The sequence below is a fragment of the Variovorax sp. SPNA7 genome, assembly GCF_033807855.1.
Taxonomy (GTDB): Bacteria; Pseudomonadota; Gammaproteobacteria; order Burkholderiales; family Burkholderiaceae_C; genus Variovorax; species Variovorax beijingensis.
This window is the reverse complement of record NZ_CP138513.1, coordinates 556451-582542: the sequence shown is the minus strand read 5'-3', so window position 1 is coordinate 582542 and position 26092 is coordinate 556451. Positions and strand designations below refer to the sequence as shown.

The 26092-nt window shown below is 70.7% G+C and carries 18 protein-coding genes; 7 read left to right on the top strand and 11 right to left on the bottom strand.

Annotated features, from left to right (window positions below; all coding sequences use genetic code 11):
- Positions 1-33: 33 nt before the first annotated feature.
- The 4 genes from RZE77_RS02600 to RZE77_RS02585 all read left to right on the top strand — a co-directional run bounded on the left by RZE77_RS02600 (position 34) and on the right by RZE77_RS02585 (position 5983).
- On the top strand, positions 34-1923 hold the full coding sequence (locus tag RZE77_RS02600; RefSeq protein ID WP_319440567.1) for an ATP-binding response regulator: 1890 nt from the start codon (positions 34-36) through the stop codon (positions 1921-1923).
- A 224-nt stretch (positions 1924-2147) separates the two neighbouring features.
- Positions 2148-3143, top strand: a complete 996-nt coding sequence (locus tag RZE77_RS02595; RefSeq protein WP_319440566.1) for an ABC transporter substrate-binding protein — start codon at positions 2148-2150, stop codon at positions 3141-3143.
- Positions 3140-5131 (top strand): ATP-binding response regulator, encoded by a 1992-nt coding sequence (locus RZE77_RS02590; RefSeq protein ID WP_319440565.1) that lies wholly within the window; start codon positions 3140-3142, stop codon positions 5129-5131. The genes RZE77_RS02595 and RZE77_RS02590 overlap by 4 nt, the downstream gene beginning before the upstream one ends.
- 48 nt (positions 5132-5179) lie before the next feature.
- The gene (locus tag RZE77_RS02585) at positions 5180-5983 is read left to right on the top strand and encodes a hypothetical protein (RefSeq protein ID WP_319440564.1); all 804 of its coding nucleotides are present in this window, start codon (positions 5180-5182) and stop codon (positions 5981-5983) included.
- A gap of 18 nt (positions 5984-6001) precedes the next feature.
- Here RZE77_RS02585 and RZE77_RS02580 read toward each other — a convergent pair whose 3' ends face one another.
- From RZE77_RS02580 to RZE77_RS02550, 7 genes are all read right to left on the bottom strand, one after another.
- Positions 6002-6781: a glycosyltransferase family A protein gene (locus RZE77_RS02580; protein ID WP_319440563.1), complete on the bottom strand. Its 780-nt coding sequence runs from the start codon at positions 6779-6781 to the stop codon at positions 6002-6004.
- A gap of 1 nt (position 6782) precedes the next feature.
- Positions 6783-7883 carry a radical SAM protein gene (locus RZE77_RS02575; protein WP_319440562.1) on the bottom strand — a complete coding sequence of 367 codons (1101 nt, stop codon included), beginning with the start codon at positions 7881-7883 and terminating at the stop codon, positions 6783-6785.
- A gap of 14 nt (positions 7884-7897) precedes the next feature.
- Entirely contained in the window at positions 7898-13438 is a 5541-nt protein-coding gene (locus RZE77_RS02570; RefSeq protein ID WP_319440561.1) for a two-partner secretion domain-containing protein, read from the bottom strand.
- Between the two features lie 7 nt (positions 13439-13445).
- Positions 13446-15158, bottom strand: a complete 1713-nt coding sequence (locus tag RZE77_RS02565) for a ShlB/FhaC/HecB family hemolysin secretion/activation protein (RefSeq protein ID WP_319440560.1) — start codon at positions 15156-15158, stop codon at positions 13446-13448.
- Positions 15159-15518: 360 nt separating this feature from the next.
- On the bottom strand, positions 15519-17663 hold the full coding sequence (locus RZE77_RS02560; RefSeq protein WP_319440559.1) for a CHAT domain-containing protein: 2145 nt from the start codon (positions 17661-17663) through the stop codon (positions 15519-15521).
- Between the two features lie 144 nt (positions 17664-17807).
- Entirely contained in the window at positions 17808-19994 is a 2187-nt protein-coding gene (locus RZE77_RS02555) for a catalase (protein WP_319440558.1), read from the bottom strand.
- On the bottom strand, positions 19991-20158 hold the full coding sequence (locus RZE77_RS02550) for a hypothetical protein (RefSeq protein ID WP_021005272.1): 168 nt from the start codon (positions 20156-20158) through the stop codon (positions 19991-19993). The genes RZE77_RS02555 and RZE77_RS02550 overlap by 4 nt, the downstream gene beginning before the upstream one ends.
- 336 nt (positions 20159-20494) lie before the next feature.
- Here RZE77_RS02550 and RZE77_RS02545 point away from each other — a divergent pair, with 336 nt between their 5' ends.
- A complete protein-coding gene (locus RZE77_RS02545) occupies positions 20495-21313 on the top strand; it encodes a transglutaminase-like domain-containing protein (protein ID WP_319440557.1) in 819 nt (272 codons plus the stop codon).
- A 10-nt stretch (positions 21314-21323) separates the two neighbouring features.
- On the opposite strand, the gene ligD is transcribed toward RZE77_RS02545, so the two are convergent.
- From ligD to RZE77_RS02530, 3 genes are all read right to left on the bottom strand, one after another.
- On the bottom strand, positions 21324-22232 hold the full coding sequence (gene ligD, locus RZE77_RS02540; protein ID WP_405546881.1) for a non-homologous end-joining DNA ligase: 909 nt from the start codon (positions 22230-22232) through the stop codon (positions 21324-21326).
- Positions 22229-23254, bottom strand: a complete 1026-nt coding sequence (gene ku, locus RZE77_RS02535; protein ID WP_319440556.1) for a non-homologous end joining protein Ku — start codon at positions 23252-23254, stop codon at positions 22229-22231. Before ku ends, ligD begins: the two co-directional genes overlap by 4 nt.
- A 79-nt stretch (positions 23255-23333) precedes the next feature.
- Complete coding sequence (locus RZE77_RS02530) at positions 23334-24341, bottom strand: M14 family metallopeptidase (protein WP_319440555.1); 1008 nt, start codon at positions 24339-24341, stop codon at positions 23334-23336.
- Positions 24342-24533: 192 nt separating this feature from the next.
- On the opposite strand from RZE77_RS02530, the gene RZE77_RS02525 reads away from it, so the two are divergent.
- Positions 24534-24806, top strand: a complete 273-nt coding sequence (locus RZE77_RS02525) for a hypothetical protein (RefSeq protein WP_319440554.1) — start codon at positions 24534-24536, stop codon at positions 24804-24806.
- Positions 24807-24822: 16 nt separating this feature from the next.
- On the opposite strand, the gene rpe is transcribed toward RZE77_RS02525, so the two are convergent.
- Positions 24823-25518, bottom strand: a complete 696-nt coding sequence (gene rpe, locus RZE77_RS02520; RefSeq protein ID WP_319440553.1) for a ribulose-phosphate 3-epimerase — start codon at positions 25516-25518, stop codon at positions 24823-24825.
- Positions 25519-25589: 71 nt separating this feature from the next.
- On the opposite strand from rpe, the gene apaG reads away from it, so the two are divergent.
- Positions 25590-25985, top strand: coding sequence for a Co2+/Mg2+ efflux protein ApaG (apaG, locus tag RZE77_RS02515; protein WP_012745656.1), 396 nt, complete (start codon positions 25590-25592; stop codon positions 25983-25985).
- Positions 25986-26092 lie beyond the last annotated feature (107 nt).

The window sequence follows — 26092 nt, the reverse complement described above, 5'->3', positions numbered from 1 at the left end:
TCTAAGCTCGACCTTCATGCGCCAAATTCCCCCATGAACTGGAACTTCCGCGTCCTCCGGGGGCTTGCGCGCCTCACCTTCGCCCAGCAGCTGATCCTGCTGGCCCTGGTGCCCGCCACCGCGGCCACGCTGGCCGCCATTGCCGTGCTGACGCGCCAGCACCTGGACAACCTGACCGAGCTGATGCGCGCCAACGCGCAGACGGTGGCACTGCAGGTGGCCACCGCGGCGCAGACGCCGCTGGTGCGCATGGACCGCCGCATGCTGCAGCGCACCGCCCAGTCGGGCACCTACCAGCCGCATGTGCAGCAGGTGCAGATCTGGTCGGAAGACGGCGAGATCGTGGCCAACTCCGAAACGGTCGACCGCGCGCGCGGCGAAGGCCTGCAGGTGGTGGTGCCGATCGTCAGCGACGAGGGCCGGCACAACGGCAAGGTGATGGTGGAGATGAGCCTGGACGCGGTGCAGGACGCGCGGCGCTCGGTGTGGCTCAACGTGGTGCTGGTGCTGGCGATCAGCCTGGTGGGCGTGGGCCTGGCGGGCTGGTGGGCGGCGCGGCGCATCAGCGAGCCGATCCGCGCGCTCGGCAAGGCGGTGGACCGGCTGGGCGCGGGCGAGGACGCGAGCGTGTCGATCGAGGGCACCTCCGAGATCCGGCACCTGCAGCACGGCTTCAACCAGGCGGCGCGCGCGCTGGCCGAGAGCCATCGCCTGCTGCAAAGCCGCATCAGCGAGGCCACCGCCGAGCTCGCGCGCAAGAACCAGCAGCTCGAAGTGGCAAGCCAGGCCAAGACGCGCCTTTTGGCCGCGGCCAGCCACGACCTGCGCCAGCCGCTGCATGCGCTCACGCTCTTTTCCGACGGGCTGGCCAACGGCGAAACCGACCCGACGCGCCTGCAGCGCATCGGCCACATCCGCGAGTGCGTCGACTCGCTCGACCGGCTGTTCTCCGAACTGCTCAACCTTTCGCAGCTCGACGCCGGCGTGCTGCAGCCGCAGTGGGCCGACTTTCCGCTGGACCGGCTGTTCGACGAGATCAGCCGCAACTTCCGCCCGGTGGCCGAGCAGCAGGGCCTGCGGCTGGTGGCGCGCAAGACCGAGCTCTGGGTGCGCTGCGACTACGTGATGCTCTCGCGCATCCTCAACAACCTGGTGTCGAACTCGCTGCGCCACACGCTCGAGGGCGGCGTGCTGATCGGCGCGCGGCGGCGCGGCAAGGGGGTGCGCATCGACGTGGTCGACACCGGCGTGGGCATCGCGCCGCAGCACCAGGCGCGCGTGTTCGAGGAGTTCTACCAGGTGGAGGCCACGGGCCGCCAGGCACCGCGCGGCGCACGCGGCATGGGCCTCGGGCTGGCCACGGTGCAGCGCCTGGCGGAGCTGCTCAACACGCGTGTCGACCTCACGTCCAGGCCGCACAAGGGCACCTGCGTGCGCGTGCTGGTGCGCTCGGCGCCGGCCGCCCTGCCGCAGCCGGCCGCCGCACCCGTCGCCGGTGGCGCCGAGGAAGAAGCGAGCCTGGAAAACCTGCGCATCCTGGTGATCGACGACGAGCGCACCATCCTCGAAGGCCTGACGGTGGTGCTCGCCCACTGGGGCGCCGAAGTGCTGGCCGCGCAGACGCGCGCCGAAGCGCTGGCGCTGGCCGACGCCTGGGAGCAGCCGCCCGACGTGGTGGTGAGCGACCTGCTGCTGCAGGGCGGCGACAACGGCCTGGACGTGATCGCCGCGCTGGAGCGCCACCCGCGCGGCATCGGCCCGGGCACGGCGCGGCTGCTGGTCACGGGCGAGACCAAGCCGGACCGCTTGCGCGAAGTGGCGAGCGCCGGCATCGCGGTGCTCTACAAGCCGGTGTCGCCGCGCGTGCTGCGCCAGGCGATCCAGGCGCAGCGCGCCGCGGTGCTGTCGAACGCCGACGCCTGACCAGGGTAGTGCGTCGGACATAGGCCAAGCGGCTGCCGGCGCTGTGATCTTCATCACAGCCGCGCGGGCCTGCGGGCGCCGACATAAGCCCTCTGCCTTATCGCGCGAAGCAGGCGGCTTCCGTACATTGGGTGCTGCACTTGCTGCAGCCGCAGCCCATGTTTGTCGCCGTGAACCCTCTCATCTCGCTCCTCCGGAAACGGCGACGCCAAGGCGCCTGCGCCGTGCTGGCCCTCGTGTGCATGGCGCAGCCCGCCGCCAGTGCCTCGGCGGCCGAGCTCACGGTGCTGGTGGGCGACGAGCTCCCGGCGCATGCCGAGTTCGTGCAGCATCTGCGCGCGAGCCAGGGGCCCGGCAGCCGCTTCGAGCTGGTGCGGCTGGCGCCGGGCGGCGCCGAAGCCGCGCAGCCGGTGGAAACGGCCCGCGCCGAACCCGAGCCCGAGCGCGGCGCCAATGCCGGCGTGCGCACGCGCAGCCTGCGCACCGCGCCCGCGAACGCCGCGCTCACCCTGGCGGTGGGCGCGCCCGCCGCGCGCGTCGCACTGGAGCGCCCGGGCCAGCAGCCGCTGGTGCTTGCGATGCTGAGCCGGCTCGACTACGAGAGCCTTCGCGCCAGCAGCGCGGCGCTCAAGCGCGGCGACCGGCGCGTGGGCGTGCTGCTGCGCGATCCGGCCATGGCGGACCAGCTCGCGCTGATCGGCGCGGTGCTGCCGCAGAAGCACCGCATCGGCGTGGTCGCCACTCTCGAATCCGAACCGCTGGTGCGCGAGCTGCAGCGCGCCGCGCAGAACGGCAATCCGCCCTGGGACATCCAGGTGGAGTACGCGCCCGACGACAGGTCGCTGGCCGGCGCGCTGCGCTCGGTGGTGCCGCGCAGCGATGCCCTGCTGGTGCTGCCCGACCTGATCGGCGACAACCAGGCTGCGACGCTCTCGGTGCTGCGCGCCGGCGCGGGGGCGGGCCTGCCGGTGTTCGGCGCCAGCGAGGGGCTGGTGCGTTCGGGCGGCCTGGCCGCGGCCGTCTCCACGCCGGCGCAGCTGGCCCAGCAGGCACGCCTGCTGGGGCAGAAGCTCGCGAGCGGCGCCGGCGGCAGCGGCCATCCGCTGGTGGAATCGGCCGCGCCCGCGACCGTGCGGGTCAACGTCACCGTGGCGCGCGGACTCGGCCTGCGCCTGCCCGAAGAGCGGGAACTGACCGAGCGGCTCACGGTCGTCCGATGAGCGAGACGCTGCCCTCCGCGGGCGGGCACGCCGATGCATCGGCGCCGCCCGCCTCCCCTGCACCCACGCTGCTGGTGCGCGGCAACCTGCAGCGCGACCTGTTCCGCCTTGGCGTGGTGCCGTGCGCCGCGGTGGCGCTCGCGCTCACCGGCTGGTTCACCCACAGCCGGCTGCAGACGCTGGAGGCCGCCTTCGACGCCGAGGGCCAGGCGGTGGCGCGCCAGGTGGCGGCCATGTCCGACCTGAGCCTCTATGCCGGCGACCTGCCGGCGCTGCAGAACGTGGCCAATGCCGCGCTGCGCGGCGGCCAGGTGATGCGCGTGGAAATCAGCAACAGCGCCGGCGTCTACGTGACGGCCGGCCCCAAGGCCTCGTCGCTCGCGCAGCTGCGCATGTTCACCTCGCCGGTCACGCTGCGCGAGGCCTCGCGTGCCAGCGCCTTCGCGCCGGCCGGCTCCACCGCCGCCGGCGACACGCCCATCGGCCTGGTGCAGACCTTTCGCGACACCACGGCCTATGCGCGCGAGCGCAGCCGCTCGCTGATCGCGAGCATCGGCATCGCGCTGGTGGCGCTGCTCGCGGCCTGGGCCTCGGTGCGCCACATGGCGCGCACGGTGGCGCGGCCGCTGCGGCGCGTCTCGCGCACCGTGGCCGCGCTCCAGGCCGGCCACTTCGAGGCGCGCTGCGACGTGGCCGAGGGCGACAGCCGCGCGTCCACCGGCGGTTCCGGCAAGGGCCGCGCGCACGAGCTCACGGTGCTCGCGCACGACATCGACCGCCTGGCCGAGCGCCTGCAGCGCAACCGGCAGATCAGCGAGGAGCGCGTGCGCGAGGCCACCGCGGTGGCGCTGCAGCGCATGGCCGAGGCCGAGCAGGCGGCGCTCTCGCGCGCCCGCTTCCTGGCCGCGGCCAGCCACGACCTGCGCCAGCCGCTGCATGCCATGGGCCTGTTCATCGACGGCCTGCTGCCGGGCGCCAGCGCCGCGCAGCGCCCCGCCATGCTGCGGCTGCAGGAGAGCACCGAGTTCATGGGCGTGCTGCTCGACGACCTGCTGGAGATCTCGCGGCTCGACGCCCAGGTGCTGACGCCGGCAATCACCAAGGTGCCGCTCGCGGCGCTGTTCGACCAGCTCGATGCGCAGCATGCCGCCACCGCGGTGGAAACCCACGTGCGCCTGCGCTGGAGCGACCGCGGCCTGGCGGTGCGCAGCGATGCGGCGCTGCTGCAGCGCATCGTCGGCAACCTGGTGGCCAACGCGCTGCGCCATGCGCCGGCCGGCGGCACCGTGCTGGTGGCCGCGCGCCGCGCCCGCGGAAAGAACGGCGACAGCGTGCGCATCGAGGTGCGCGACAACGGCATCGGCATCGCGCCCATCCACCAGGGCCGCATCTTCGAGGAGTTCTACCAGGTGGCCAACACCGAGCGCGACCGCCGCCGCGGCTTCGGCCTGGGCCTGGCGATCTGCGCGCGCATCGCGGCGCTGCTGGGCACCCGCATCACGCTGCGCTCGGCGCTGCAGGCGGGCAGCACCTTCGCGCTCACCCTGCCCGCGGCCCATGCGGCCGACGCCACCGCGCCCGAGCCCGCGCCGCTCGCGCTGACGCCGCTGGCCGGCCTGCACTGCATGGTGGTCGACGACGACCCCGCCATCCTCGACGGCAGCCGCGCGCTGCTGGAGCAATGGGGCTGCCAGGTCGAATGCGTGGCCACCGGCGCCGAGGCCATCGCGCGGCTGGGCACGGGCGATATGCATTTCGACGCGGTGCTGTGCGACCTGCAGCTGGCCGGCGACGCCGACGGCATGGACGTGATCGACGCCGCCAGGCGCCTGCAGCCCGATGCGCTCGCGGTGCTGGTCTCGGGCGCCACCGGGCCCGAGGTGCTGCAGCGGCTGCGCCACGGCGGCGTGATGCTGCTGACCAAGCCGGTCGCGCCCGCCAAGCTGCGCGCACTGCTCACCACGCGGCGCCATGCGCACGCGGCCTGAACTGCACGCTCCTCTTCCATCAGGCATTCACCACGCATCGACCCCGCCATGCTCGACACCGCCGCCCTCAAGGGCATCCGTCCCTTCGTCGCCACGCCCAGCTACAGCGGCGCCATGACCAGCCTCTACGTGCGCAGCCTGCTGGGCCTGGTCAATGCGGCATGGACGCACGGCTTCGCCATGCAGACGCGCTTCCTCGACGGCGACAGCCTGCTCACGCGCGCACGCAACCGGCTGGTGGCCGAGTTCATGGCCGATGCGCAATGGACGCACCTGTTCTGGATCGACGCCGACGTCGGCTTCACGCCCGATGCAGCGCTGCGCCTGCTGCTGTCCGGCCGCGACGTGGTGGCCGGCGTCTACCCGCACAAGCACGACGGCTGGCCGGCCCAGGGCCTGGCGCGGCCGCTGCCGGCGGGTGCCACGCAGGCCGACTTCGACGCGCTGCATGCGCGCTATCCGCTGAACCTGCGCCACACGCCGACGCAGGCCGACGCCGACGGCTTCGTCGAGGTGCTGGACGCGCCCACCGGCTTCATGCTGATCGACCGCAGCGTGTTCGAACGCATGGCCGCGGCCATGCCCGAGCTGCGCTACACCCCCGAGGCCGGCGACCACGCCAATGCGCACCTGCCGCACTGGCGCTTCTTCGACACCCAGTTCGAGCCCGCCACCGGCCGCTACCTGAGCGAAGACTTCGCCTTCTGCCGGCGCTGGCAGCAACTGGGCGGCCAGGTGTTCGTCGACCTGCAGTCGCGCCTGTCGCACCAGGGCCTGAAGACCTGGCACGGCGATCTGCCGCGCGCGCTGGGCGCGCTGGACGCACCGGGCGGCCACGGCCTTCCGCGGTGAGCCGGCGCGCCGGGCCCGTCATGTCCGCCGGGCCGGCGGATCGAAGGTCCACCGCACCCGCAGCAGGCCCCAGAGCTCCTCCGGCGTCAGGCCGGTGCCGGCCGAGCGCAGCAGCTCGTCGTGCAGCCCCTCGGGCGGTGGCAGGCCGGCCTGCAGATAGGTGGCCCGCCAGCGCGATTCGTACAGCACGGTGCACTGCCGGGTCCAGCGCACCCGCAGCCCATGGTGCTGCATGAGCCAGCACATCGCCCGGTCGCACACCGGGGTCAGCGAACGCGGCAGCTGCGACCAGGCGCCCCACAGAAACCCGGCCGAGCGGGCCAGGCTGATGCAGTTGGTGTCCACGAAATCCGAGCCCGGCGCCTCGTCCGGCGGAACGATGCGCAGGTGCTCGTGGCCCGGCAGGAACATGTACCGGGAAGAGAACACCGCATCGACCGGCCGGCCCCGCTCCCGGGCCTCGGCGTAGGCCTGCACCACCGAGGCGACGTGGCCGGGCAGGAACAGGTTGTCCGCGTCCAGGAAGCACACCACGTCGGCGCCGTCAGCCAGTGCGCACAGCGCGCCGATGCCGCGTGGCGTGCAGCCGAAGTTGGCATTGCCGCAGGGCAGCACGATGTGCCGCACCTGCGGCCATTCGGCCAGCAGCGCGGGCTGCGGCAGGCCGTCCGCCACCATGTAGTGCACCACCTGCGAATGGTCCTGCGCACGCACGCTCTGCATGCAGCGGCGCAGCACGGCGGCCGGCTCGCGGTGGTAGGGGGTGACCACGGCCACCCTGAGCGCCGCGTCGTTCACCTCAGCCTCCGCGCTCCGCGTGCAGGGGAATGATGCGCGCCACGCCGGCCGCGGGCCGTGCCGCGGGGAAAGGCGCGGCCGGTCGGCGCGAGGCGCAGGTGCTGGTCTCCCGCCGCACGCTGTGGCTGATGCCGCAGAACTGGTTGCACCCGCGCATCGCCGTGCGGACGAACTCCGCCTCGCGCCAGAACAGGCGCAAGTCGCCGGGCTTGTCCAGCCGCATGCCCGGAAAGCTGCCCGAGAAGCACAGGCGCGCCACGCCATAGTGGTCCACCATGATGTTGCGCTCGTAGGTGTTGCAGATGTGTTCCGTCGTGCGCGTGTGCGAGCCCCAGCCGCGCGCCGCGTCCGGGCAGGCGCGCAGCGTGGAGAAGTACATGTGCACCTGGTGCAGCCAGAGCGGGTTCAGCCCTAGGCCGAAGCGCTGGTCGCAGCGGCGGATCACCTCGACCAGCCGGTCCGGGTCCACGTTGCGGTGGGCGGCGAAGAACGGATCGACCAGTCCCATCTGGCCGAAGCTGGGCTGCAGGAAGTTCAGCTTCAGCTTGTCGGCGCCCAGCTCGTCCAGCACGAAGGCGTAGAAGTCCTCCAGCTCGAGGTAGTTCTCGTCGAAGATCAGGCCCATCACGTTGATCCGGGTGTCGCCGCCCGGCGCGCGCGCCGCCAGCAGCAGGCGCAGCGCGGCGACCGCCTTGCCGAAGGCGCCCTTCACGCCGCGCGTGCGGTCGTGCAGGGCCGGCCGATGGCTGTTGAGCGACACCGAGATGCCGTGCGGTCCCTCGCGGATCATGCGCTCGGCCGTGGCCTCGTCGCGCACGCGGGTGCCGTTGATGACCGACAGGCAGGCGAGGCCCAGTTCGCGGCAGGTGCGCGAGATGTGGAAGTAGTCCTCCAGGTCGAGCATGCTCTCGCCGCCGCAGATCACCACGCTGCCCTGGGGATTCATCGCGGCGAACTCCGCCAGCACCTCGCGCCGGCGCGCCGGGCCGAGGTAGCGCGGACGGTCGGCGTCATCGAGCTTCCAGAAGTCGCAGTGCTCGCAGCGCAGGTTGCAGCGCTTGTTCGTCTGGATGAACAGGAACAGGGGCGGCGGCAGTTCCACGGCCGGCTCCGCTCTCAGAAGTCCGCGCAGCCGTTCTTGCGGTCCGTGGCCACGCAGCTGGTGAGGTTGGGCCGCGAGCGCACGCGCGACCATTCGCGCGCCAGCAGGTCGCCGTCCTGCTGCGCACGGTCGCCCTCCAGCGGCCCGGTGGCAAAGCAGATCGGCGGCGCGCCGAGGTTGCGGTCGAAGGTGTAGGTGTTGGTGTTGGGCAGCTCGCGCACCAGGTCCGAGCTCGGGAAGTCCGGCCGGCGCAGGCTGGCCGTCACGGTCAGCGTGCCGGGCACCACGTCCACTGCATAGCCGGCCGCCGAGGTGAAGCTGCCGTTGATGCCATAGCGCCCCGCGGGGCTGAAGATGCCGGCCGGGCTCGTGGGCGTGCCCAGGAAGCCGGCCGTGCCGTCGCCCAGGATCAGCCCGCCGATGGTGAAGCCGAAGGGCGGGTTGGCCATGCCGAAGGGCCGGCTGGCGTCGCCGATGACCACCGTGGCCCGCGGCTGCTGGGCGTAGATGAAGTGGTTGTCGCCCGGCGTGATGCTCACGGTGCACAGCCCCAGGTAGGCGCAGTGGAACAGGTTGGGCGTGGCACCCGAGCCGGCGAGGCCGCCGCGCGATTCGCCCACCCAGGTGTCGGCCCAGATGCGCCAGGGCGCACCGGCAATGCTGCCGCCGCCCGCATTCTGGAAGCGCGAGGCGGCCACCAGGTCGGTGCCCGAGGTGCTGGTGACGGCGGTGTCCAGCGTGAGGTCGCCCGAGAGCGTGCGCACGAACACCGTGTCGGCCGCCATCGAGGTGGCCGACACCACTTGCGGCTGGTTGCTGCCCGCGTCGAAGCCGGTGACCGACAGCGCACCGATGCGCACGCCGTCCACGTCCTGGTAGCGGAAGGCGCCGGCGGCGCCGCCGCCCAGCGTGTTCTCGCTCACGTTGTTGGCCGCCCGGTCCAGCAGCACGCTGCCGCGGCTGGAGCGCGCCAGCAGGTGCTGGGCGGTGATCGGCGCGTTCGCCGTCTGCACGATGTCGCCGGCCGAGAGCAGGCCCAGGCGGTCCGCCGTGACGGCGCCGTTCAGCACGATGCCGCCGGCGCCGCCGCCCACGCCTTCGTTCTGCAGCGTGAGCGCGCCGCCGCTCGCCAGCGCGCCGGCCACGGTGATGATGCCTGCGTGCGTGTTGCTGCCCACCACCACGCTGGGCGCATTCAAGCGCGACATCAGCGCATCGGACAGCGTGAACCCGGGCCCCGCCGCACCGCCCACGGTGATGCCCATGGCCGTGGCGTCGAAGGCATTGAGCGCCGCGTCCATGCCGCCCGGCCGCAGGTTGATGGTGCCGGCGGCGCTCACCGGCACATCGATGGCCAGGGCCGGCGCGCTGCCGTCGTTGCTGGCGCGCAGCACCAGGTTGCCGCTGCTTTGCACCTGCGGCGCCGCGCCGGGAGCGCCGGTGGGCAAGAGGCCGGTCTGGATCGACACGCCGGGCGTGCCCTGCAGCGAGCTGCCGGTCAGCTCGATATTGCCGCCGCCGGTGGTGGCAAGGCGCGCGCCGTTTTCCAGCCGCACGCCGCTGTCGGTGCCGTCGACCACCGCGCTGGCAAACAGGCCCTGCAGCGCGATGTTGCCGCTGCCCGTGGTGATGCTGCTGCCGCCGGTGACCAGCACGCCGTGCGTTGCGTTGAATGCGCTCGAGCCGCGGTCGAAGTCCTGCACGCCCCGGATCAGCACGTTGCCGCTGGTGGTCGAGATGGCGGTGGGAACCTGGACGCCCGTGGTACCCAGGGAGAGGTAGTCCAGCTGTACGGCGCTGCCGCTCTGGCCCGTGCCGCCGGTCCCGGTGATGGCCACGTCGCCGGTGGCGCTGTCGATGCGCGTTCCGTTGAGGCTCACGCCGCCACCGGCAATGCTCACGTCGCCGCCGGCGCCCGCATCGGACTGGCCGACGCGCGTGTCGATCCGGGTGCCCTGGAGCAGCACGAAGCCCGAGGGCGCGCCGGCCTGCCCGTTCAGGATCGACACCGCCCCGCCGTTGGTGATGATCTGGTTGTTGAACCGGCTGGTCACCGAATCGTAGATTCCGCCGACGCCATGCGCATGGATGGACACCGCGCCGCCGCCCGTGTCGATGGTGCCGTCCACGTCGATGTTGATGTCGCTGAATGCGGGGCTGCCGCCGACGAAGCCGGCGTCCAGCGTCACGCTGCCGCCCTGCGTTTGCACATTGCCGCTGAGCGCGACGAACTGGGTGGTGCTCGGCCCGTCCGTCTGCAGGCGCAGCTCGCCGCCGCCAGTGTCGATGCTGGCGGAGTTGAAGACCACTTCTGCATAGCCCGTGCCCGTGGCGTGCGCCAGCACGCGGCCGCCGTTGGTGGAGATGACGGCCTGGTCGGCCCCCGTGTTGCCGAAGTAATGCACATAGCCGTCGAGCACCCCGGCCGAGCCGGCATTGAAGATCACGTCCATCGGCCCCGTGGTCGAACGGATGATCGGCGCCAGGTACGAGCTGGAGAACACGCGGTCGCCGATCGAATGCGCCGCGTTCAATTCGAACACCAGCGGCGCACTGCCCGCCGTGCGCTCGATCAGCATGCCGCTGCCGAAGAGGATGTCGCCCGCATCGGTGCCGCCGCTTCCCGTGGTGATGCTCACGCTGGTGCCGGTGTTCAGCGCGCTGTTGATGTCGCCGTCCTGGATGGTCGAGGTGGCCACCGGCTCGAAGGGGTTGGTGGGCAGGCCGCCGCCGCCGCCGCCCGTGCCGTGGACGATGGTGACGTCATAGGGATCGACGATCCAGCGTCCCGCCAGGCCGGCCGGCGCCGAGGCGTCGACGCGGATGCCGCTCACGTCGAACGAGCCACCCGAGGTTTCGATCGTGCCGCCGTTGCCGCCGGCGCTGCCGCCCCGGGCCTGCAGGTCGCCGAAGGCGCGCACCGAACGCTCGCCGACGACGGTGATGCTGCCGCCGTTGCCGCTGCCCAGGGCGTTGGCCAGCAGCGTGAGGTTCGGCCCGACCGAGACCACGCCCGTGTTCTCGTTGCCGGCGCCGGCCGCGGTGCTGCCGCGGATCTCGATGCTGCCGCCGCCGCCCGCGCCGCTGGCGTCCGCCAGGCCGCTGGCGTCCGCCGTGGACTCCGCAAGGATGTTGCGCCCCGTCACGCTGATGCTGCCGCCCATGCCGGTGGCGTTGGCTGCATCGAGCAGCGTGCCCTCGAAGGCGCCGGCTCTCAAGGCCACATCGCCCGTGCCGGCTGCGACCCGGATGCTGCCGCCCGCGGCATGCAGCCCGTCGGTCTGCTGGGACGACGAAAGCCGCACACCAAGCGGCGTGACCGTCGCGTCCATGGGCGCGAAAGTCAGCGCCACGCCCTCGCCGTCATAGCCGAAGCCCGCGCTGCCGGCCGTGCCGTTGATCTCGATGCTGCGGCCCGCGCCGGCCTCGACCCGCGTGCCCTCGATCACCACGCCATTCGAGGCGCCCACGGTGAAGCTGGTGCCGCGTTCGACGGCTTGCGTGCGCAGGCCGTCGGCCATGCCCGACAGGTTGCCGCCCTGGCCCGTGATGCGCACATCGCCGCCGGTGGTCAACTTCGCGCCGGTGACCAGTACGCCGGCGCCGTCCGCAGGCTCGCCGACCGGGCCACCACTGGCCCAGTCGCGCACCGTCCCGGTCAGGGCGATGTCGCCGCTCGCGGAAGACAGTGCGACCGAATAGTCGTCGCCGTTCAGCCGCACGCCCGAGCCTCCCGCGGCGCCGCGGCCGTCCAGCGTGATGCCGCCGGCTTGCGTGCGGAGCGTGCTGTCGCCGTCGATGCGCACGCCGTCGGTGGCGCTCAGGAAGCCGCTGCCCACCTCGGCGGTGCCGCCTTCGCCGCGCAGCGAAATGCTTCCGGCGCCGAGCGTGCTCAAGGTGCTGCCACCCAGCCAGACGCCGCTGCGGATATCGCCGGCACCATCGGCGTCCGGGCCCTTGACCTGCCCGCCGATCGCCCGCCCGCTGTCGACCTCGCCCTGCCCGAAGAAGCGGATGTTCCCGCCGTTGGCATCGATGCGCGCGCGGTCCAGCCGGATGGCTGCCGCAATGCCGTTGTCCTGGCCGACCTCGGCGGCGGCCAGGCCCTGCGCGTCGGCATTGAACTCGACGTTCAGCGCGCCGCTGGTGGAAGCGATGGTTGCACCTTCGCCCTCGGCGTCCCAGCGCATGTCGATGTTGCCCACCGAATTCACGCGCAGCGTGGCCGTGCCGCCGCCGTCCTTGATCACCTGGGCACCGGGCTGGAACACGACGGCGTCGTTGATCTGCGCCACCTTGCTGGACGAACGCGTGGTCAGCGTCACGTCGGTGCCCTGGCTCAGCGCCTTGCCGATGACGCTGGCCGCGATGTTGCCGGCGTCGGTGTCGGCCACGACCGAGAGATTGCGGCCCGTCTCGGCCGTCCAGCTGCCGTTGGTGCCGCCTGCATTGCCGCCGGCGGTTATCTGCGCGCCCGCCAATATGTTCAGGTTGCCGGCCGTGGTGCGGATGCTGCCGCCAGCCACGCCGGGCGCATTGCCGCGCGCATCCAGCGTGCCGCTGACCTCGAGGCCCGCACCGCTGTCGACCTGCGCGCCGATGGCCTCCAGCACGATCTCGCCGCCGCGCTCGACCAACGAACGCGCGCGCACCGTGCCGCTCTGGTTGACCACCTGCTGCACCAGCCCGGAGGCGCCCACCAGCACCACGCGCCCGCCGTCGGCCATGATGGTGCCGGTGTTCATGACCAGCGCCTTGGTGGTGGGATCGGTCGCCTGCACGCTGGCCACCGACGTGTTCATGAGCCCGCCTTCGAGCGGCACCGTGAACTTCGTCAGCCCGTCGCCTTCGAAGTCCAGCGTCACCCGGGCGCCCGACATCAGGCCCGCCGAGCCGCGCGCCACGTTGATCTGGCCTTCATTGCGCACCAATGCACCAAGCAACCCGGCCGTGCCGCCTTCGCCCACGTTGATGACCGCGTTAGGTTCGACCGTCACGCGCGCAGTGCTGTTGGCGTCGTTGATGCCGCCGCCGAACACCAGCTGGCCGCCCTTGCCCACCACGCTGACGTCCTTGGCGATCTGGCTGTCGCTGATGTCCAGCGTGGAGGCCACCAGCCCGCCGACGTTCACCTGGGCGCCGTTGCCGAACAGAACGCCCGAGGGATTGACCACGAACACATGCCCGTTGGCCGTCAGCGTGCCGTTGATGACCGACTGCTCGATCACGCCGCCGCTGCCCACCACGCGGTTGAGCATCACGCTCGCTGCGCCCATCTGCTGGTTGATCTCCAGCGTCTTGCCGCCGGCCAGCGAAAACGCGTTCCAGTTGACGATGGCGTTCATCGTGCTCTGGTTGAGCCTCTGCAAGGCGGCCGTGCCGCCGGAAGCGACGCCCACGTTGCCGAACACCACGTTGCCGTTCTGCGGAAAGCCGGTCGGCAGGTTGAGCTGCGCCCAGGCCGGCACCATGCCCATGCAGGCCAGCGACAGCACGAGCGGCCGCACGCGCCAGTGCCGCGGCAGGGCTTTCGCGGAAAGATCATGGTTTCTCATGCTGCCCTCAGAAGGTCTTTTGCGCCTGCACGTACAGCCGCGGGTTGCGCCCGCCGCCGTCGGTGCGCGCCGGGTCGGTGCCGGCGCGCCAGGCCAGCGTGGCGTTGATGGTGAAGTTGCCGGGCCGCGTCCAGCTCAGGCCGATGCCCGCGCCGCGCAGGCTGCGCGAACCGGGGCTGGCGTCGAAGATCGTCGGGTTCTTCGTCTGGCGCCCGCGCGCCGCGTCGTAGAACACGAAGGGCGTGAACTCGGCGTCGAGCGACCAGCGCCATTCCACGGTGCCGATCACGCCCTGGTCCACCAGCAGTTCGCCCGAGGGGTAGGCGCGCACGGCACGCGCGCCGCCCAGCGAGAGTTTTTCCGAGGCGTCGAGGTTCTTGCTGGCCCACTGGCCGCCCAGCGCCAGGTACAGCGAGTGCCGGGGCATCACCGCCTGCAGGCGCGAGAGCTGGACGGTGGCCTTGGTGAAGCCGCCCTCGGTGCGGTGGCCGCCCAGGCCCTGGTCGGTCAGCAGGCTGTCGGCATCGCGGATCGAGAGCCGGCCGTGATAGAGATTGCCGGTGCTGGCCCAGTAGCCGCCGCCCAGCCAGTCGTCGCGGCGCTCCCAGGTCCAGCCCAGGCCGAAGCCGCGCACCCGCTTGCGCGCCGAGAAGTCGACCGCCGTGTACTCGTCGGTGAGCTTCTTGCTGTCGGCCGACAGGCGCAGGAACAGGTTGTGCTGGCGCTGGCGGATGAGCGGGTAGCTCAGCGAGACGTCGAACACATCGGCCTTGCCCTGGGCGCCCAGTTCCGCGAACTCGCCGCCCAGTTCGTAGTTGACGCGCGCCAGCCCGAGGCCCGCGCGCAGGCCGCTGCTGCCGATGGGTGCCTCGTAGGCGATGCGGCCGAACTGCAGCGCATTGCCGTTGGAGACCATGGCGCGCACGTCGAGGTTGTCGCCGCTGCCCAGCGGGCTCGCCCAGCGCATCGTGCCGCCGAGGCGGTAGCGGCCGGATTCCTTGGTGCCGTGGTTGTCGGCCTCGGCCGCGAAGGCCCAGCGCGGCGCCGGTGCCACTTCGACCGACAGGTCGGTGGTGCCCGGTTGCGTGCCTTCCTGCAGCGAGGACGTGACCTTGATGCCGGGCTGGTCCGACAGCAGCAGCATCGAGCGTTCGTAGGCCGGTGCGTTGACGGCCTCGCCGGGCTGCAACGGCGCAAGAAAGCCGCGCACGCGCGCCTCGCTGGTGGCCGCATCGGGTGCAACGATCACCTCGACCTTGCCGAGCCGGCCTTCGATGACGCTGATCTCGACGATGCCGTCGCGCACGGTCTGCACGGGCACCACGGCCTGCGCGAGGAAGTAGCCGCGCTCCTTGTAGCGCGCGGTGATGGCCTGCGCCAGGCTTTCGAGATCGCCGAGCGTGACGTCGCGCCCGATGTACGGTGCGGTGATGCCCTGCAGTTCCTCATTGCTCAGGGCCTTGACGCCGTTGAGCCGCAGGTCGTTGAGCCTGAAGGTGGCGGCGGGCGGCCGCGGCGGTGCCGGCAGGCTCTGCGGCGCAACGCCGCCGGTGGCCTGCGCGAGGGGGCGGTCGCAGCTGCCGCAGGGATCTTTTGTTGGCAGCAGCGTATTGGCATCAGGTTCTGCCGCGTGAGTGCGCTGGGCGGCAACCAGCAGCGTTGCGCTCACCAGGGCGGCGACTGCGAGGGCGATCGGGGTGGAGCGTTGGATTGCGCGCATCTCAGTGCTCCGTTGCGCTTTGTTGTTCATGACGCTGTTGTTCAGGGCGCGTGCACAGGCCACCGGGTACTCCCCTCCGCGAATGTCCCCCGGCCTTCGGCCTCCTCCTTGATTTCGCTGCGGGGAGCACCCGATGCCCTGTGCACCAGGACACGCTGCTGGTGTATCGCTGATCAACGACTGCTCTGTCCAACGCTCCCGTCGATGGGGTGCCTTGCGCAGCGAAATAAAGGAGGAGCCGAAGGCGGGGGACATTCGCGGAGCAAGGTACCCCGTCGGCGGGAGCGGGCCCCGAACAGCGGCGCCCTGAACAACGCACTTCAAATACAACAGACATGGCATTTCTTCTTTTCATGTCATTCAGCTCCCCACCGTGAGACGCCAGTTGCCGATCAGGTTGAACGGCGCCCAGAAGAAGGGGTGGGACATCTTGGGATCCTTCAGTACCGCCAGCTGCCCGGCCTGCATCGCCTTCTGGATGTCGCGGCCCTTGGCCAGCTCGCCGTAGAGCGTGCCCATGAGCACCGCGGTTGCGTCGTCCGACACCGGCCACAGCGACGCGATCAGGCTCGAGCTGCCGGCCGAGAGAAAGGAGCGCGTGAAGCCCAGCACCTCGTCGCCCTGCGCAATGCGCCCGAGCCCCGACTCGCAGGCCGACAGCGTGACCAGCGCCGTGCCGTCCATCGGCAGGCCGAGGATCTCGTGCGCCTCCAGGAAATTCTGCTTGCCGCCCTCGTTGGCCAGCAGGATGCGCGAGTACAGCGGATCCACCGCGTCGGCCTCGGCATGCGCCGCCACGTGCATCAGCGGCGAGCGCGCGGCCACCTCGCGGAACTGCGTCTTGGTGGCCGCGACGCCCATGTACACGGTATTGCGCGGGAAGAGTTGCGCGAGCTGCTTCACTTCCACCTCGGCGCCGGGCAGGTCGTACTTGTCCTCGATGCGCGGGTTGCCGAAGGCAGTGAGCGATGCGCCCACGCGCGGCGAGCGCTGCGCGAGCTGCACCGCGATGCTGATCGAAGGCGCCACCGCCACCGGATGCGTCTCGATCACGTAGCGCCCGTCGAGCCGCAGCGCCTGGAACGGCAGGTAGTGCAGCGGCCCGTGCGGCACCACGATCAGCCGCTGCCCCGGCGCAAGGGCCAGCGGGCCGAGCAGCGCGGCGCCGAGCTTGTCGGCATTGGTGATGGCCGCGCGGCGGCCGCGCACGATGGAGTTGCGGAACACCTCGACCAGCTCGGTGAGCTCCTCGCGGCGCACCGCCACCGTCTTGGCCTCGATGCCGGCCGGGCCGACCACCCACACCAGCAGCCGGTCGGGCAGCGAATGGAACTGCACCACGCGCTCATCGGGCGCGAGCATGCCCTGCAGCGCGGCAAGGTCCACGGTGGTCGCGGCGCGCTCGTTGATCTTCGCGCGGCCGCGCACTGCGTCGAGCAGCGCGCGCGAGCGGCTGCGCTCGCTCACCTCGAAGGCCTGGCGCGCATCGCCCGCGTCGCTGTAGATCGCGACGCCGCGCTCGAACACCGACTGCAGGTCCGAGAACAGGCCCATCTTGAATTCTTCGCTGCGGAACCTGGCGCGCACCTGGTCGATGCCCCCCAGCGCGCGCGCCACGGCCTCGGCCGCGGCCTGCTTCTGGCCGAGCGCGAGTTCGCTGCGCGCCACGCCGTCCCAGGCCCAGAGGCGGTAGTACTCGGTGTCGGTGCCCACCTGCCGCGCGGTGAGCGCGCGGTAGAGGTCGCGCGCCTCGGCCGGCTTGTTCTCGGCCAGCAGCAGCCGCGCGCGGGTGCGGTCGAGCTGCGCCGTGAGCGGCGCGTCCCGGGGCGGCGCCATGCCCCCGAGCACTTCGCGCGCCCTGGCGGCGTCGCCCGATTCGATCAGCGCATTGACGAGCGAGGCCTGCACCAGCGGCGCATAGCGCGACGAGCTGTTGGCCAGCGCCTCGTCATAGCTGATCACGGCGCCCGCGTAGTCGCCACGGCGCGTGCGCACGTCGCCGATCACCTTCTGCACCGGGCCGACCACCAGCTTGGGGTCGCGCGCCGGATGCTTGAGCGCCTCGCGTGCGAATTCCTCGGCCTTCTCGAGCTGGCCCGAATAGCTGTAGACGATGGCCAGGTCGCGGTTGGCCATGGCCAGCAGGTTGGGATCGCGCGTGGCATTGGCCAGGTGCAGCGCCTTGCTGGCGGCGCGCACGCTCTGGCGGAATTCGCCGGCCTCGGCCAGCGCCACCGCCTGGCTGCAGTACTGGTAGCCGGACAGCTTGACCGCGTCCTGCCCGTAGAGCACCGCGCCCTCGCTGGTCAATGCGAGCAAGGTGTCGGTGTCGGCGAGCCGGGCCTGCTCCGCCCGGCCGGCTGCGGCTTCGGCATTCGGCGCCTGCTGCGCCGACGCCGGGGACCCATGGCCCAGCAGAAGAATGGCTGCCAGCCCCAGCGCACCCGCGGCCCCTGCACGACGTGCCGAGCGCTCCCGTTCCGTTCTTCTCGAAAACCACGTCATTGGACCCCCGCGCGCGGCCCGTGTGCCCGCGGTTGCGGGGGTCGACGCCGCGGAAGTGCGCGCCGTTCAGGCCTCGTGGGGAAAGTCTAGGAGCGGCCCCCTGCGGCGCCTATTCGCAAGAAGGCCTAGCGCGAATGGACTACATCAGGCCGGGATGGCATCGATGTTGGCGCGGTCCCAGTGGCGGTGCCTGGCAATCGCGGCGATGAAGGCCTGCGCGATCTGCGTCGCCTCGCTGGTGTCACCGAGGTTGGTGACCGGCGTGGCCGCGACGATGACGCCGGCGGGTGCATCGCCCTGCTGCGCGTTCGCGCTGATGCCGAGCGTGGAGAGCAGTTGCACGCCGTCGCCCACGGTGCAGATGGCCTTGCAGTGCTTGTAGGCCTCGAGCACGAAGTGCACCGCGTCGCCCATGCCCGCCAGCGCCGCCACGCCCTGGGCGCCGCCGGGGATCAGCACGGCATCGAACACGACCGACGGCCCGTTGGCAAAGGTCATGTCGACGTCGATCTGCCGCTTCGATGCGCTGGCGATGGTGCCCAGGCGGGCGCCGACCACCTTGCACTTGCCGCCGGCCTGCTCGAGCGCATCGCGGATCGGCTTGAGCGAGGCGGAGTCGATGCCGTCGGCCGCGAGGATCGCGATCTTTCGCGTGCGGATCGAGCCGTCGCCGCTGTCGGCCATGCTGAGCGCGGGCGATTCCTCGATGGGCAGGGTCATGCGGTGCTCGCGGTAGCCCGCGCGGCCCGCGGCCGCCTTGGCGTCCGGCGCGCCGATGCCCAGCGGCTCGGCCACGCGGCGCGCGAGCTTCTCGTCGACGTGCGCCAGGTTGTCGACCATGCGCTGGCGGATGGCCGGCACGTCGACCTTGGAAAGCTCGAAGCGGAAGGCCGCGACGATGTGCTCCTTCTCGGCCGCGCTCTGGCTGTTGAAGAACAGCCGCGCCTGCGTGAAGTGGTCGTCGAAGGTCGGGCTGCGCCGGCGCACCTTGGGCGACTCGAGCTCGTCGGGATGCGGCTGGAAGCCGACGCTGCCGCCGTCGACCCTGAACTCCTTGCCGTCGCCCAGCGAGTTGGGCTCGTAGGCCACCTGGCCGCGCGCGATGGTCTGGCGGTGCATGCCGTCGCGCTGGAAGTTGTGGAACGGGCACACGCTCTTGTTGATGGGCAGCTCGTGGAAGTTGGCGCCGCCCAGGCGCGAGATCTGCGTGTCGGTGTAGGAGAACAGGCGCCCCTGCAGCAGCGGGTCGTTGCTGAAGTCGATGCCGGGCACCACGTGCCCCGGGTGGAAAGCCACCTGCTCGGTCTCGGCAAAGAAGTTCTCGGGGTTGCGGTTGAGCACCAGCCGGCCGATGCGCTGCACGGGCACCATCTCCTCGGGGATCAGCTTGGTGGGGTCGAGCAGGTCGAAGCCGAGCGAATCGGCCTTGTCGGGCGGCACCAGCTGCACGCCGAGCTCCCACTCGGGAAAGTCGCCCTGCTCGATCGCTTCCCACAGGTCGCGGCGGTGGAAATCGGGGTCCTTGCCCGCGACTTTCTGCGCCTCGTCCCATGCGAGGCCGTGGATGCCGAGCCTGGGCTTCCAGTGGAACTTCACGAAGTGGCTCTCGCCGCGCAGGTTGACGAAGCGGAAGGTGTGGACGCCGAAGCCTTCCATCATGCGCAGGCTGCGCGGAATGGCGCGGTCGCTCATCGCCCACATCAGCATGTGGGTGCTCTCGGGCATGAGCGAGACGAAATCCCAGAAGGTGTCGTGCGCGCTGGCGGCCTGCGGCATCTCGTGGTGCGGCTCGGGCTTGACGGCGTGGATCAGGTCGGGGAACTTCATCGCGTCCTGGATGAAGAACACCGGGATGTTGTTGCCCACGAGGTCGTAGTTGCCCTCGCGGGTGTAGAACTTGACGGCGAAGCCGCGCACGTCGCGCACCGTGTCGGCCGAGCCGCGCGAGCCGGCCACGGTCGAAAAGCGCACGAAAACGGGCGTCCTGGCGTCCGGGTCCTGCAGGAAGTCGGCGCAGGTGAACTGCGACATCGACTTGTAGACCTGGAAATAGCCATGCGCCGCGGAGCCGCGCGCATGCACCGCGCGCTCGGGAATGCGCTCGTGGTCGAAGTGCGTGATCTTCTCGCGCAGGATGAAATCTTCGAGCAGCGTGGGCCCGCGCACCCCGGCCTTGAGCGAATTGTGGTTGTCCGGAATCTGAAGACCCTGGTTGGTCGTCAGATTGGGCGCATGATCGGTTGCGAATCCATCGAGTTGCTGCTGCTTGGCGTTGCTGCCGTCCGTGGCCTTCGAGCGGCGTCCGGCGGCGGCCTTGTTCTGAGGCGTCATCGAGGGTCTTTCATGGGAGGGTCGGCTTCGTTGTCGATAAAGAGGTCCAGCACGTTCACCAGCGCAATCAGGCAGATGAAGCCCGCCACGGCGGCCACCACCCAGAACAGGATTTCATCCCCCCAAGCACCGGTAAGTGAATCGAACAGCGACGACAGATCCATGATTCGCTCCAGCAGATCAGATTGAACAACTCGATGCTTGCGCTGCGGCCTCCATGAAGCCACGAAAGCGGGTTCGCGGGGGCCGTTGCGAGCGAATCCAAAGGTTATGTTTTTCTCACACTGTTACCCGTAGTGGCGCCTCGCCCGCGCTTGTGGGAGAGGCGGCGTCTACGCGGTAGGAGCGCACCGACATCGCCTGGCTGCCGCCTACGCGGGCTGGCGTGTCGGCCCGCATCCGCGCCGCGTGCGCAGCCGTAGCATCGAACACGGGCGGCACGAAGCCTGCTTGGGCATTCGTGGACCGAAGCCATTCACTCAGGGAAGAAAGAAAGAAACATGCAGATCAAGATCGGTTTCGACATCGAACTCGCCGTCACGGCCCCCACCGCACTGGTCTACATGCTGCATGTCCACCCTTCGCGCGCAGCGGACCTGCAGGACGGCGAGCACGTCACCCTCACGCCGCAGCTGCCTACCGACTACTACATGGACGGCTTCGACAACCATTGCGCGCGCGTGCGCATTCCCGCGGGCGTGCCGAGCGTGCGGCTGCGCAACCATGCGGTGGTGTTCGACCCGGGCTGGGCCGATCCGGTGGACTTCGGCGCCGTCGAGCACGCGGCGGCGGACCTGCCGGTGTCCACGCTGCCCTTCCTGCTGCCGAGCCGCTACTGCGAGGTCGACAGCGAACTGCTCGCGTTCGCCTGGAGCAACTTCTCCGGCGTGGCACCGGGCTGGCACCGCGTGCAGTCCATCTGCGATTTCGTGCACGAGCACCTGCGCTTCGACTACCAGAGCGCGCGCGCCACGCGCACGGCGCTGGAGGGGTTCCGCGAGCGCACGGGCGTCTGCCGCGACTTCGCCCACCTGGCGATCACGCTGTGCCGCTGCATGAACATTCCCGCGCGCTATGCCACCGGCTACCTGGGCGACATCGGCATTCCGCCCGTGCCCTCCCCGATGGACTTCAGCGCCTGGTTCGAGGTGTACCTGGGCGAGCGCTGGTACACCTTCGATGCGCGCCACAACGTGCCGCGCATCGGCCGCATCGTGATTGCGCGCGGACGCGACGCGGCCGACGTGCCGATCACCATGGTGTTCGGCGCCAACTCGCTCAAGCGCTTCGAAGTGACGACCGAGGAAGTGCCGCAATAGGCCCGCGGCTTCACTCCGGCAGGAAGCCGAGCATCTGCATCGCGGCGCGCAGGCCGGTGCGGCTGCGCTCCATCGCGTCCCAGGGCATGTTGCCGGTGGCCAGGCGCGGGCCGATGTTCGCCACCGTCCAGTGGGCCGCGCTGTCCAGGTCGGGCAGCTCTTCCCAGGCGAGCGGCACCGACACGCCCATGCCGGGCCGCGCGCGCGCCGACCACGCGCTGACGGTGGTGGCGCCGAAGCCGTTGCGAAGGTAGTCCGCGAAGATCCGGCCCACGCGGTTGCGCGGCCCGCTCTTGGCCACGAAGCGCTCGGGCACCGTGCGCGCCAGGTGCTCGACGATGGCCCGCGAGAAGCCGCGCACCTCGTCCCAGCCGAACTGGCGCCGCAGCGGCACCACCACGTGCAGCCCCTTGCCACCGCTGGTCTTCAGGAACGACGGCAGGCCGAGCTCGTCGAGCAGCACGCGCACCAGCAGCGCCGCTTCCTGCATCTGCTGCCAGTCGATGCCTTCGCCGGGGTCGAGGTCGAAGCTCATGCGGTCGGGCTTGCCGAGGGCGCGCGAGGTGGCGTTCCAGGTGTGCAGCTCGACGGTGTTGAACTGCGCCGCGCCGACCAGCGCCTCGGCGGTGTCGATCTGCAGCAGCGGGTCATGGCCCGGGTCGAGCGCGGGATCGAGCAGCTTGATGCCCGCGATGTCGCTGTGCTGCGCATGCTTCTGGAAGAACAGCTCGCCACCCACGCCGTCGGGCGCGCGCACCAGCGCCACCGGCCGCCCTTCGAGGTGCGGCAGCATCAGCGGCGCAACGCGCGCGTAGTAGGCCGCGAGATCGCCCTTGGTGAGGCCGCTGGCGGCGTCGATCAGGCGCTCCGCGTGGGTGATGCGCGGCGCCTTCTGCGCCGTGGCCATGCGCGCGCTCATGCCGCGCGGCGCCGGGCGGTGGCGCTCTTGGCCGCGGTGCGCTTGCGTGCGGCGCCGCTGCTGGTTTTTGCGGCGGTCTTGCCGTGGGCCCTGGGCTTGGCCTTGGACCTGGACTTGGCCCTGGTTGCCGCGGGCGCCTCTTCTTCTTCATCGTCGCTGTCTTCGCTGGCCGCGGCCGCCTTGCCGCCGCCCCCACCCTTGCGCAGGCTGCGCTGCAGCAGCTCGGTGAGGTCGATGATCTTCGCGCCTCGGCTCTCGACGGCCTGGCCTTCCTCGGGCTCGATCTGCGTCACGGTCTCGGTCTGGCCCGCGGCCACCTTGCGGTCGACCAGCCGCAGGATCTCGTCCTTGAACTCGTCCTTGTAGTCGTCCGGGTCCCATTCGGCGCTCATGTCCTCGACCAGCTGCTCGGCCATCTTGATCTCGTGCTCGCGCAGCCCCGCCTTCTTCGCATCTTCCGACGGCAGCGGCAGCTCGGTCCAGGGCCGGATGTCGGCGCCCCAGCGCAGCAGGTTCAGCACCAGCCCCGGGCCCACGGGCACGAGCGCGGCCAGGTGCTGCTTGGTCTGGATCACCACGCGCGCCACGCCGATGCGCTGGCTGCGCTGCAGCGTCTCGCGCAGCAGCGCATACACCTTGGTGCCGCGGTTGATGGGCGCCACGTAGTAGGGGCGCTCGAGATAGACGAACGGAATGCCGTTGGCGGGCACGAAGCTCTCGATCTCGATGGTCTGCGTGGTCTTGGGATAGGCGTCGGCAATTTCCTTGTCGCTCAGCACCACGTACTCGCCGTCTTCGTACTCGATGCCCTTGACGATGTTCTCGCGCGCGATCTCCTTGCCGGTCTTCTTGTTGATGCGCTTGTAGCCGACCGGGTCCATCGTGCGCTTGTCGAGCCAGTCGAAGTCGATGCCGTGGTCGGTGGTGGCCGAGTACAGCGCCACCGGGATGTGGACGAGGCCGAAGCTGATCGCGCCCTTCCACAGGACGCGCGGCGCGGGGGCTTTTTTCGAGACTGCCATGGACACACTCCTTCAGCCTCGAGACTCTGCGTCGCGCACTGGTGCGCGATGTAGGAGCGCGGCGGCGCCTGCCGTAGGTTCAGGCGGCGCGGGCCGCGGACCCGAGCACGCGCTCGCTCGGATGCGCGAAGTAGAACCATTCGGCGCCGGGCAGCGCCAGCGCGTTGGGAAAGACGATGAATCCGTCGTCCGGCGCGCTCACCAGCGTGCCGTCGTGGCGCATGCCGATGGGTTCGCCGCGCTGCACCGCATCGAAGGTGGCCCAGTCGCGCACGAAGCTGTCGTCCTCGTGCAGCCGGTCGGTCACGCTCGCCAGGCGCAGCAGCCGGGGCGGCGCGGGCGGCGCGCCCGCGAGGCCCTGGGGCAGCGCCGCCATGCCGAGCAGCGCGAGCGCGCGGCGGATGGCGCGCCACGCCACCTCGGGCGCCTTCGGGTCGCGGTGCTGGCCGCATTCGAGCGTGACGCCGTAGCCGCCGCAATTGCGGATGTACTCGTTGGTGCCGCGGCCAAAGTCGATCGCGTCATCGCCCACCGCGATGCCCGCGGAGCGCTGCGCGAGCCCCGCGGCATAGATGTCGAGCCAGCCCTCCACCACGATGGGCGTGCCCAGGTGCAGCGCAAGCAGCCCCTCCTCGCTGGCGCGCGCAAAGGGCTCGAGCGAGCCGGTGTTGTCGCGCGGGCCGATCATTGCGAAGGCCTCGCCCTCGCTCTGGAAGGAATGCAGGTCGAGCAGCACGTCGTGCCGCTCGATCAGCGGGCACAGCACGTTGGTGACCCGGTCTTCGTAGTCCGCGGGCTCCGCGCTCGGCTTGAACAGGCGGTTGAGGTTGCGCTCGCCCTCGCGCTGCAGGCGCCGCCGCGCCAGCGGGTTGGCAACCGGCACCAGCGTGAGCTGCCCGCGCCGCAGCCGGAAAGTGCCGCCGTCGAGCTCGGCCAGCACGCGCTCGATGCCCGCGGTGCCGCAGGTTTCGTCGCCATGCACCCCGCCCATCACGAGCAGCCGCGGGCCCGGCTCCAGCGCGGCGAAGGTGTGGATGCGCAGGTTGTCGGTGGTGGCGGCAGCAGCGGCAAGAGGATCGGAGGACATCCGGGCGATTATTGCGGAGGCCTTCCCCTGTGCGCAAAGCCGCTACTCGTTTCATAGCAGCACATTGCGTGCGTGCGGCCCGGCGCGCCGTGCCTACAGGGCATGCCTGGGCTGTCCTACCGGCTGCGGCCGGCGCGCCATGCAGGCTCGTCGTGAATGCACACAGACACCGCGAAGAAGGAACCGAGCGCCATGAGCAGCACCAAGCCCCGTACCAAGGACCCGGCCGAACCGAGCGACCCGCTGCGGGACGCCGGCGGCGGCGACACCAAGACCCAGCAGGGCGGCGATTCGGCGCCGCGCCTGCCGCACGAGCGCGACGAGTCTTCCGACAGCCAGGAGACGCCGAACGGAAAGCCGCCCGAGATCGGCCGCAAGGGCCACGAGGACATCGAGCGCGGCGTCGTGGACACCGACCGCGGGCCGGTCACGGACCGCGTCTACAACGACAAGGTCAAGCGCTGAGCCGCGCCCTTGCTTCTTACTTTCGGGCCACGCCCGCCAGCTGGTCGCGCATCGACGAGATCACCGCCGCGTAGTCCTTGGCGTTGAAGATCGCGCTGCCTGCCACGAAGGTGTCGGCGCCGGCGGACGCCACGCGCGCAATGTTGTCGGCCTTGATGCCGCCGTCCACCTCCAGCCGGATGTCGCGCCCGCTCTGCTCGATGCGCTTGCGCGCGAGCTCGATCTTGCGCAGCGCCGAATCGATGAAGCTCTGCCCGCCGAAGCCGGGGTTCACCGACATGATCAGGATCAGGTCGATGTCGTCGATCGCCCAGTCGAGCGCCTCCAGCCCCAGCCCCGGATTGAACACCAGCCCCGCCTTGCAGCCCGCGGCCTTGATGGCCTGGATGCTGCGGTTCACGTGCGGCGAGGCATCGGGGTGGAAGCTGATGTAGTCGGCGCCCGCTTCGGCGAAGGAGGCGGCCAGTGCGTCGACCGGCTGGATCATCAGGTGCACGTCGATCGGCACCGCCTCGCCGTCGGCCGTCTTGGCGTAGGGCTTGAGGGCCTTGCAGATCATCGGGCCGAAGGTCAGGTTCGGCACGTAATGGTTGTCCATCACGTCGAAATGGATCCAGTCGGCGCCGGCGGCGATGACCTTGGCCAGTTCGTCGCCCAGGTGGGCGAAATCGGCCGAAAGAATGGAGGGGGCGATGCGGAACGGCGTGCTCATGCCCCGATTGTCGCAGCCGGCGGAAAACCCGGAAAGCAGTGCAAGAGAAGGCTCCAGTTACCATCGCGCGCATGCCGCACAGCCCCATCCGCGTCCAGGTCGAACCGCGCTATCTCGCAGACCAGTCCTCGCCCAAGGACAAGATCTACACCTTCGCCTATACCGTCACCGTGACCAACGAGGGCGAGACGAGCGCCCAGCTCATCGCCCGCCACTGGCTCATCAACGACGCCTCGGGCCATGCGCAGGAGGTCAAGGGCCTGGGCGTGATCGGCCAGCAGCCGCTGCTGGCGCCCGGCGAATCGTTCCGCTACACCAGCGGCTGCCGCCTGCAGGCGCCCAGCGGCACCATGCACGGCAGCTACTTCATGGTGACGGAAGACGGCGAGCGCTTCGACGTGCCGATTCCGATGTTCGTGCTGGAGGCGGACATCGGCGGGGCACCCGTTTCGCGCGTACTTCACTAGCACTCCCCCAGGCTTCGCGCACTTCGTGTCGCTTCTCCCTCCCCCTCGCCGGGGGCAACACCAGCGGCCCGGCAAAGCCGGTTCCGCGGTGTTTCTGGTATTTGGTT

What these genes read in the sequence shown, in the direction of transcription:
- RZE77_RS02550 (WP_021005272.1), bottom strand. Translation starts at nt 20,158, where the DNA reads ATGGATCTGTCGTCGCTGTTCGATTCACTTACCGGTGCTTGGGGGGAT.
- RZE77_RS02600 (WP_319440567.1), top strand. Translation starts at nt 34, where the DNA reads ATGAACTGGAACTTCCGCGTCCTCCGGGGGCTTGCGCGCCTCACCTTC.
- RZE77_RS02565 (WP_319440560.1), bottom strand. Translation starts at nt 15,158, where the DNA reads ATGCGCGCAATCCAACGCTCCACCCCGATCGCCCTCGCAGTCGCCGCC.
- rpe (WP_319440553.1), bottom strand. Translation starts at nt 25,518, where the DNA reads ATGAGCACGCCGTTCCGCATCGCCCCCTCCATTCTTTCGGCCGATTTC.
- RZE77_RS02555 (WP_319440558.1), bottom strand. Translation starts at nt 19,994, where the DNA reads ATGACGCCTCAGAACAAGGCCGCCGCCGGACGCCGCTCGAAGGCCACG.
- apaG (WP_012745656.1), top strand. Translation starts at nt 25,590, where the DNA reads ATGCCGCACAGCCCCATCCGCGTCCAGGTCGAACCGCGCTATCTCGCA.
- RZE77_RS02560 (WP_319440559.1), bottom strand. Translation starts at nt 17,663, where the DNA reads ATGACGTGGTTTTCGAGAAGAACGGAACGGGAGCGCTCGGCACGTCGT.
- RZE77_RS02525 (WP_319440554.1), top strand. Translation starts at nt 24,534, where the DNA reads ATGAGCAGCACCAAGCCCCGTACCAAGGACCCGGCCGAACCGAGCGAC.
- RZE77_RS02570 (WP_319440561.1), bottom strand. Translation starts at nt 13,438, where the DNA reads ATGAGAAACCATGATCTTTCCGCGAAAGCCCTGCCGCGGCACTGGCGC.
- RZE77_RS02590 (WP_319440565.1), top strand. Translation starts at nt 3,140, where the DNA reads ATGAGCGAGACGCTGCCCTCCGCGGGCGGGCACGCCGATGCATCGGCG.
- RZE77_RS02530 (WP_319440555.1), bottom strand. Translation starts at nt 24,341, where the DNA reads ATGTCCTCCGATCCTCTTGCCGCTGCTGCCGCCACCACCGACAACCTG.
- RZE77_RS02585 (WP_319440564.1), top strand. Translation starts at nt 5,180, where the DNA reads ATGCTCGACACCGCCGCCCTCAAGGGCATCCGTCCCTTCGTCGCCACG.
- ku (WP_319440556.1), bottom strand. Translation starts at nt 23,254, where the DNA reads ATGGCAGTCTCGAAAAAAGCCCCCGCGCCGCGCGTCCTGTGGAAGGGC.
- RZE77_RS02545 (WP_319440557.1), top strand. Translation starts at nt 20,495, where the DNA reads ATGCAGATCAAGATCGGTTTCGACATCGAACTCGCCGTCACGGCCCCC.
- ligD (WP_405546881.1), bottom strand. Translation starts at nt 22,232, where the DNA reads ATGAGCGCGCGCATGGCCACGGCGCAGAAGGCGCCGCGCATCACCCAC.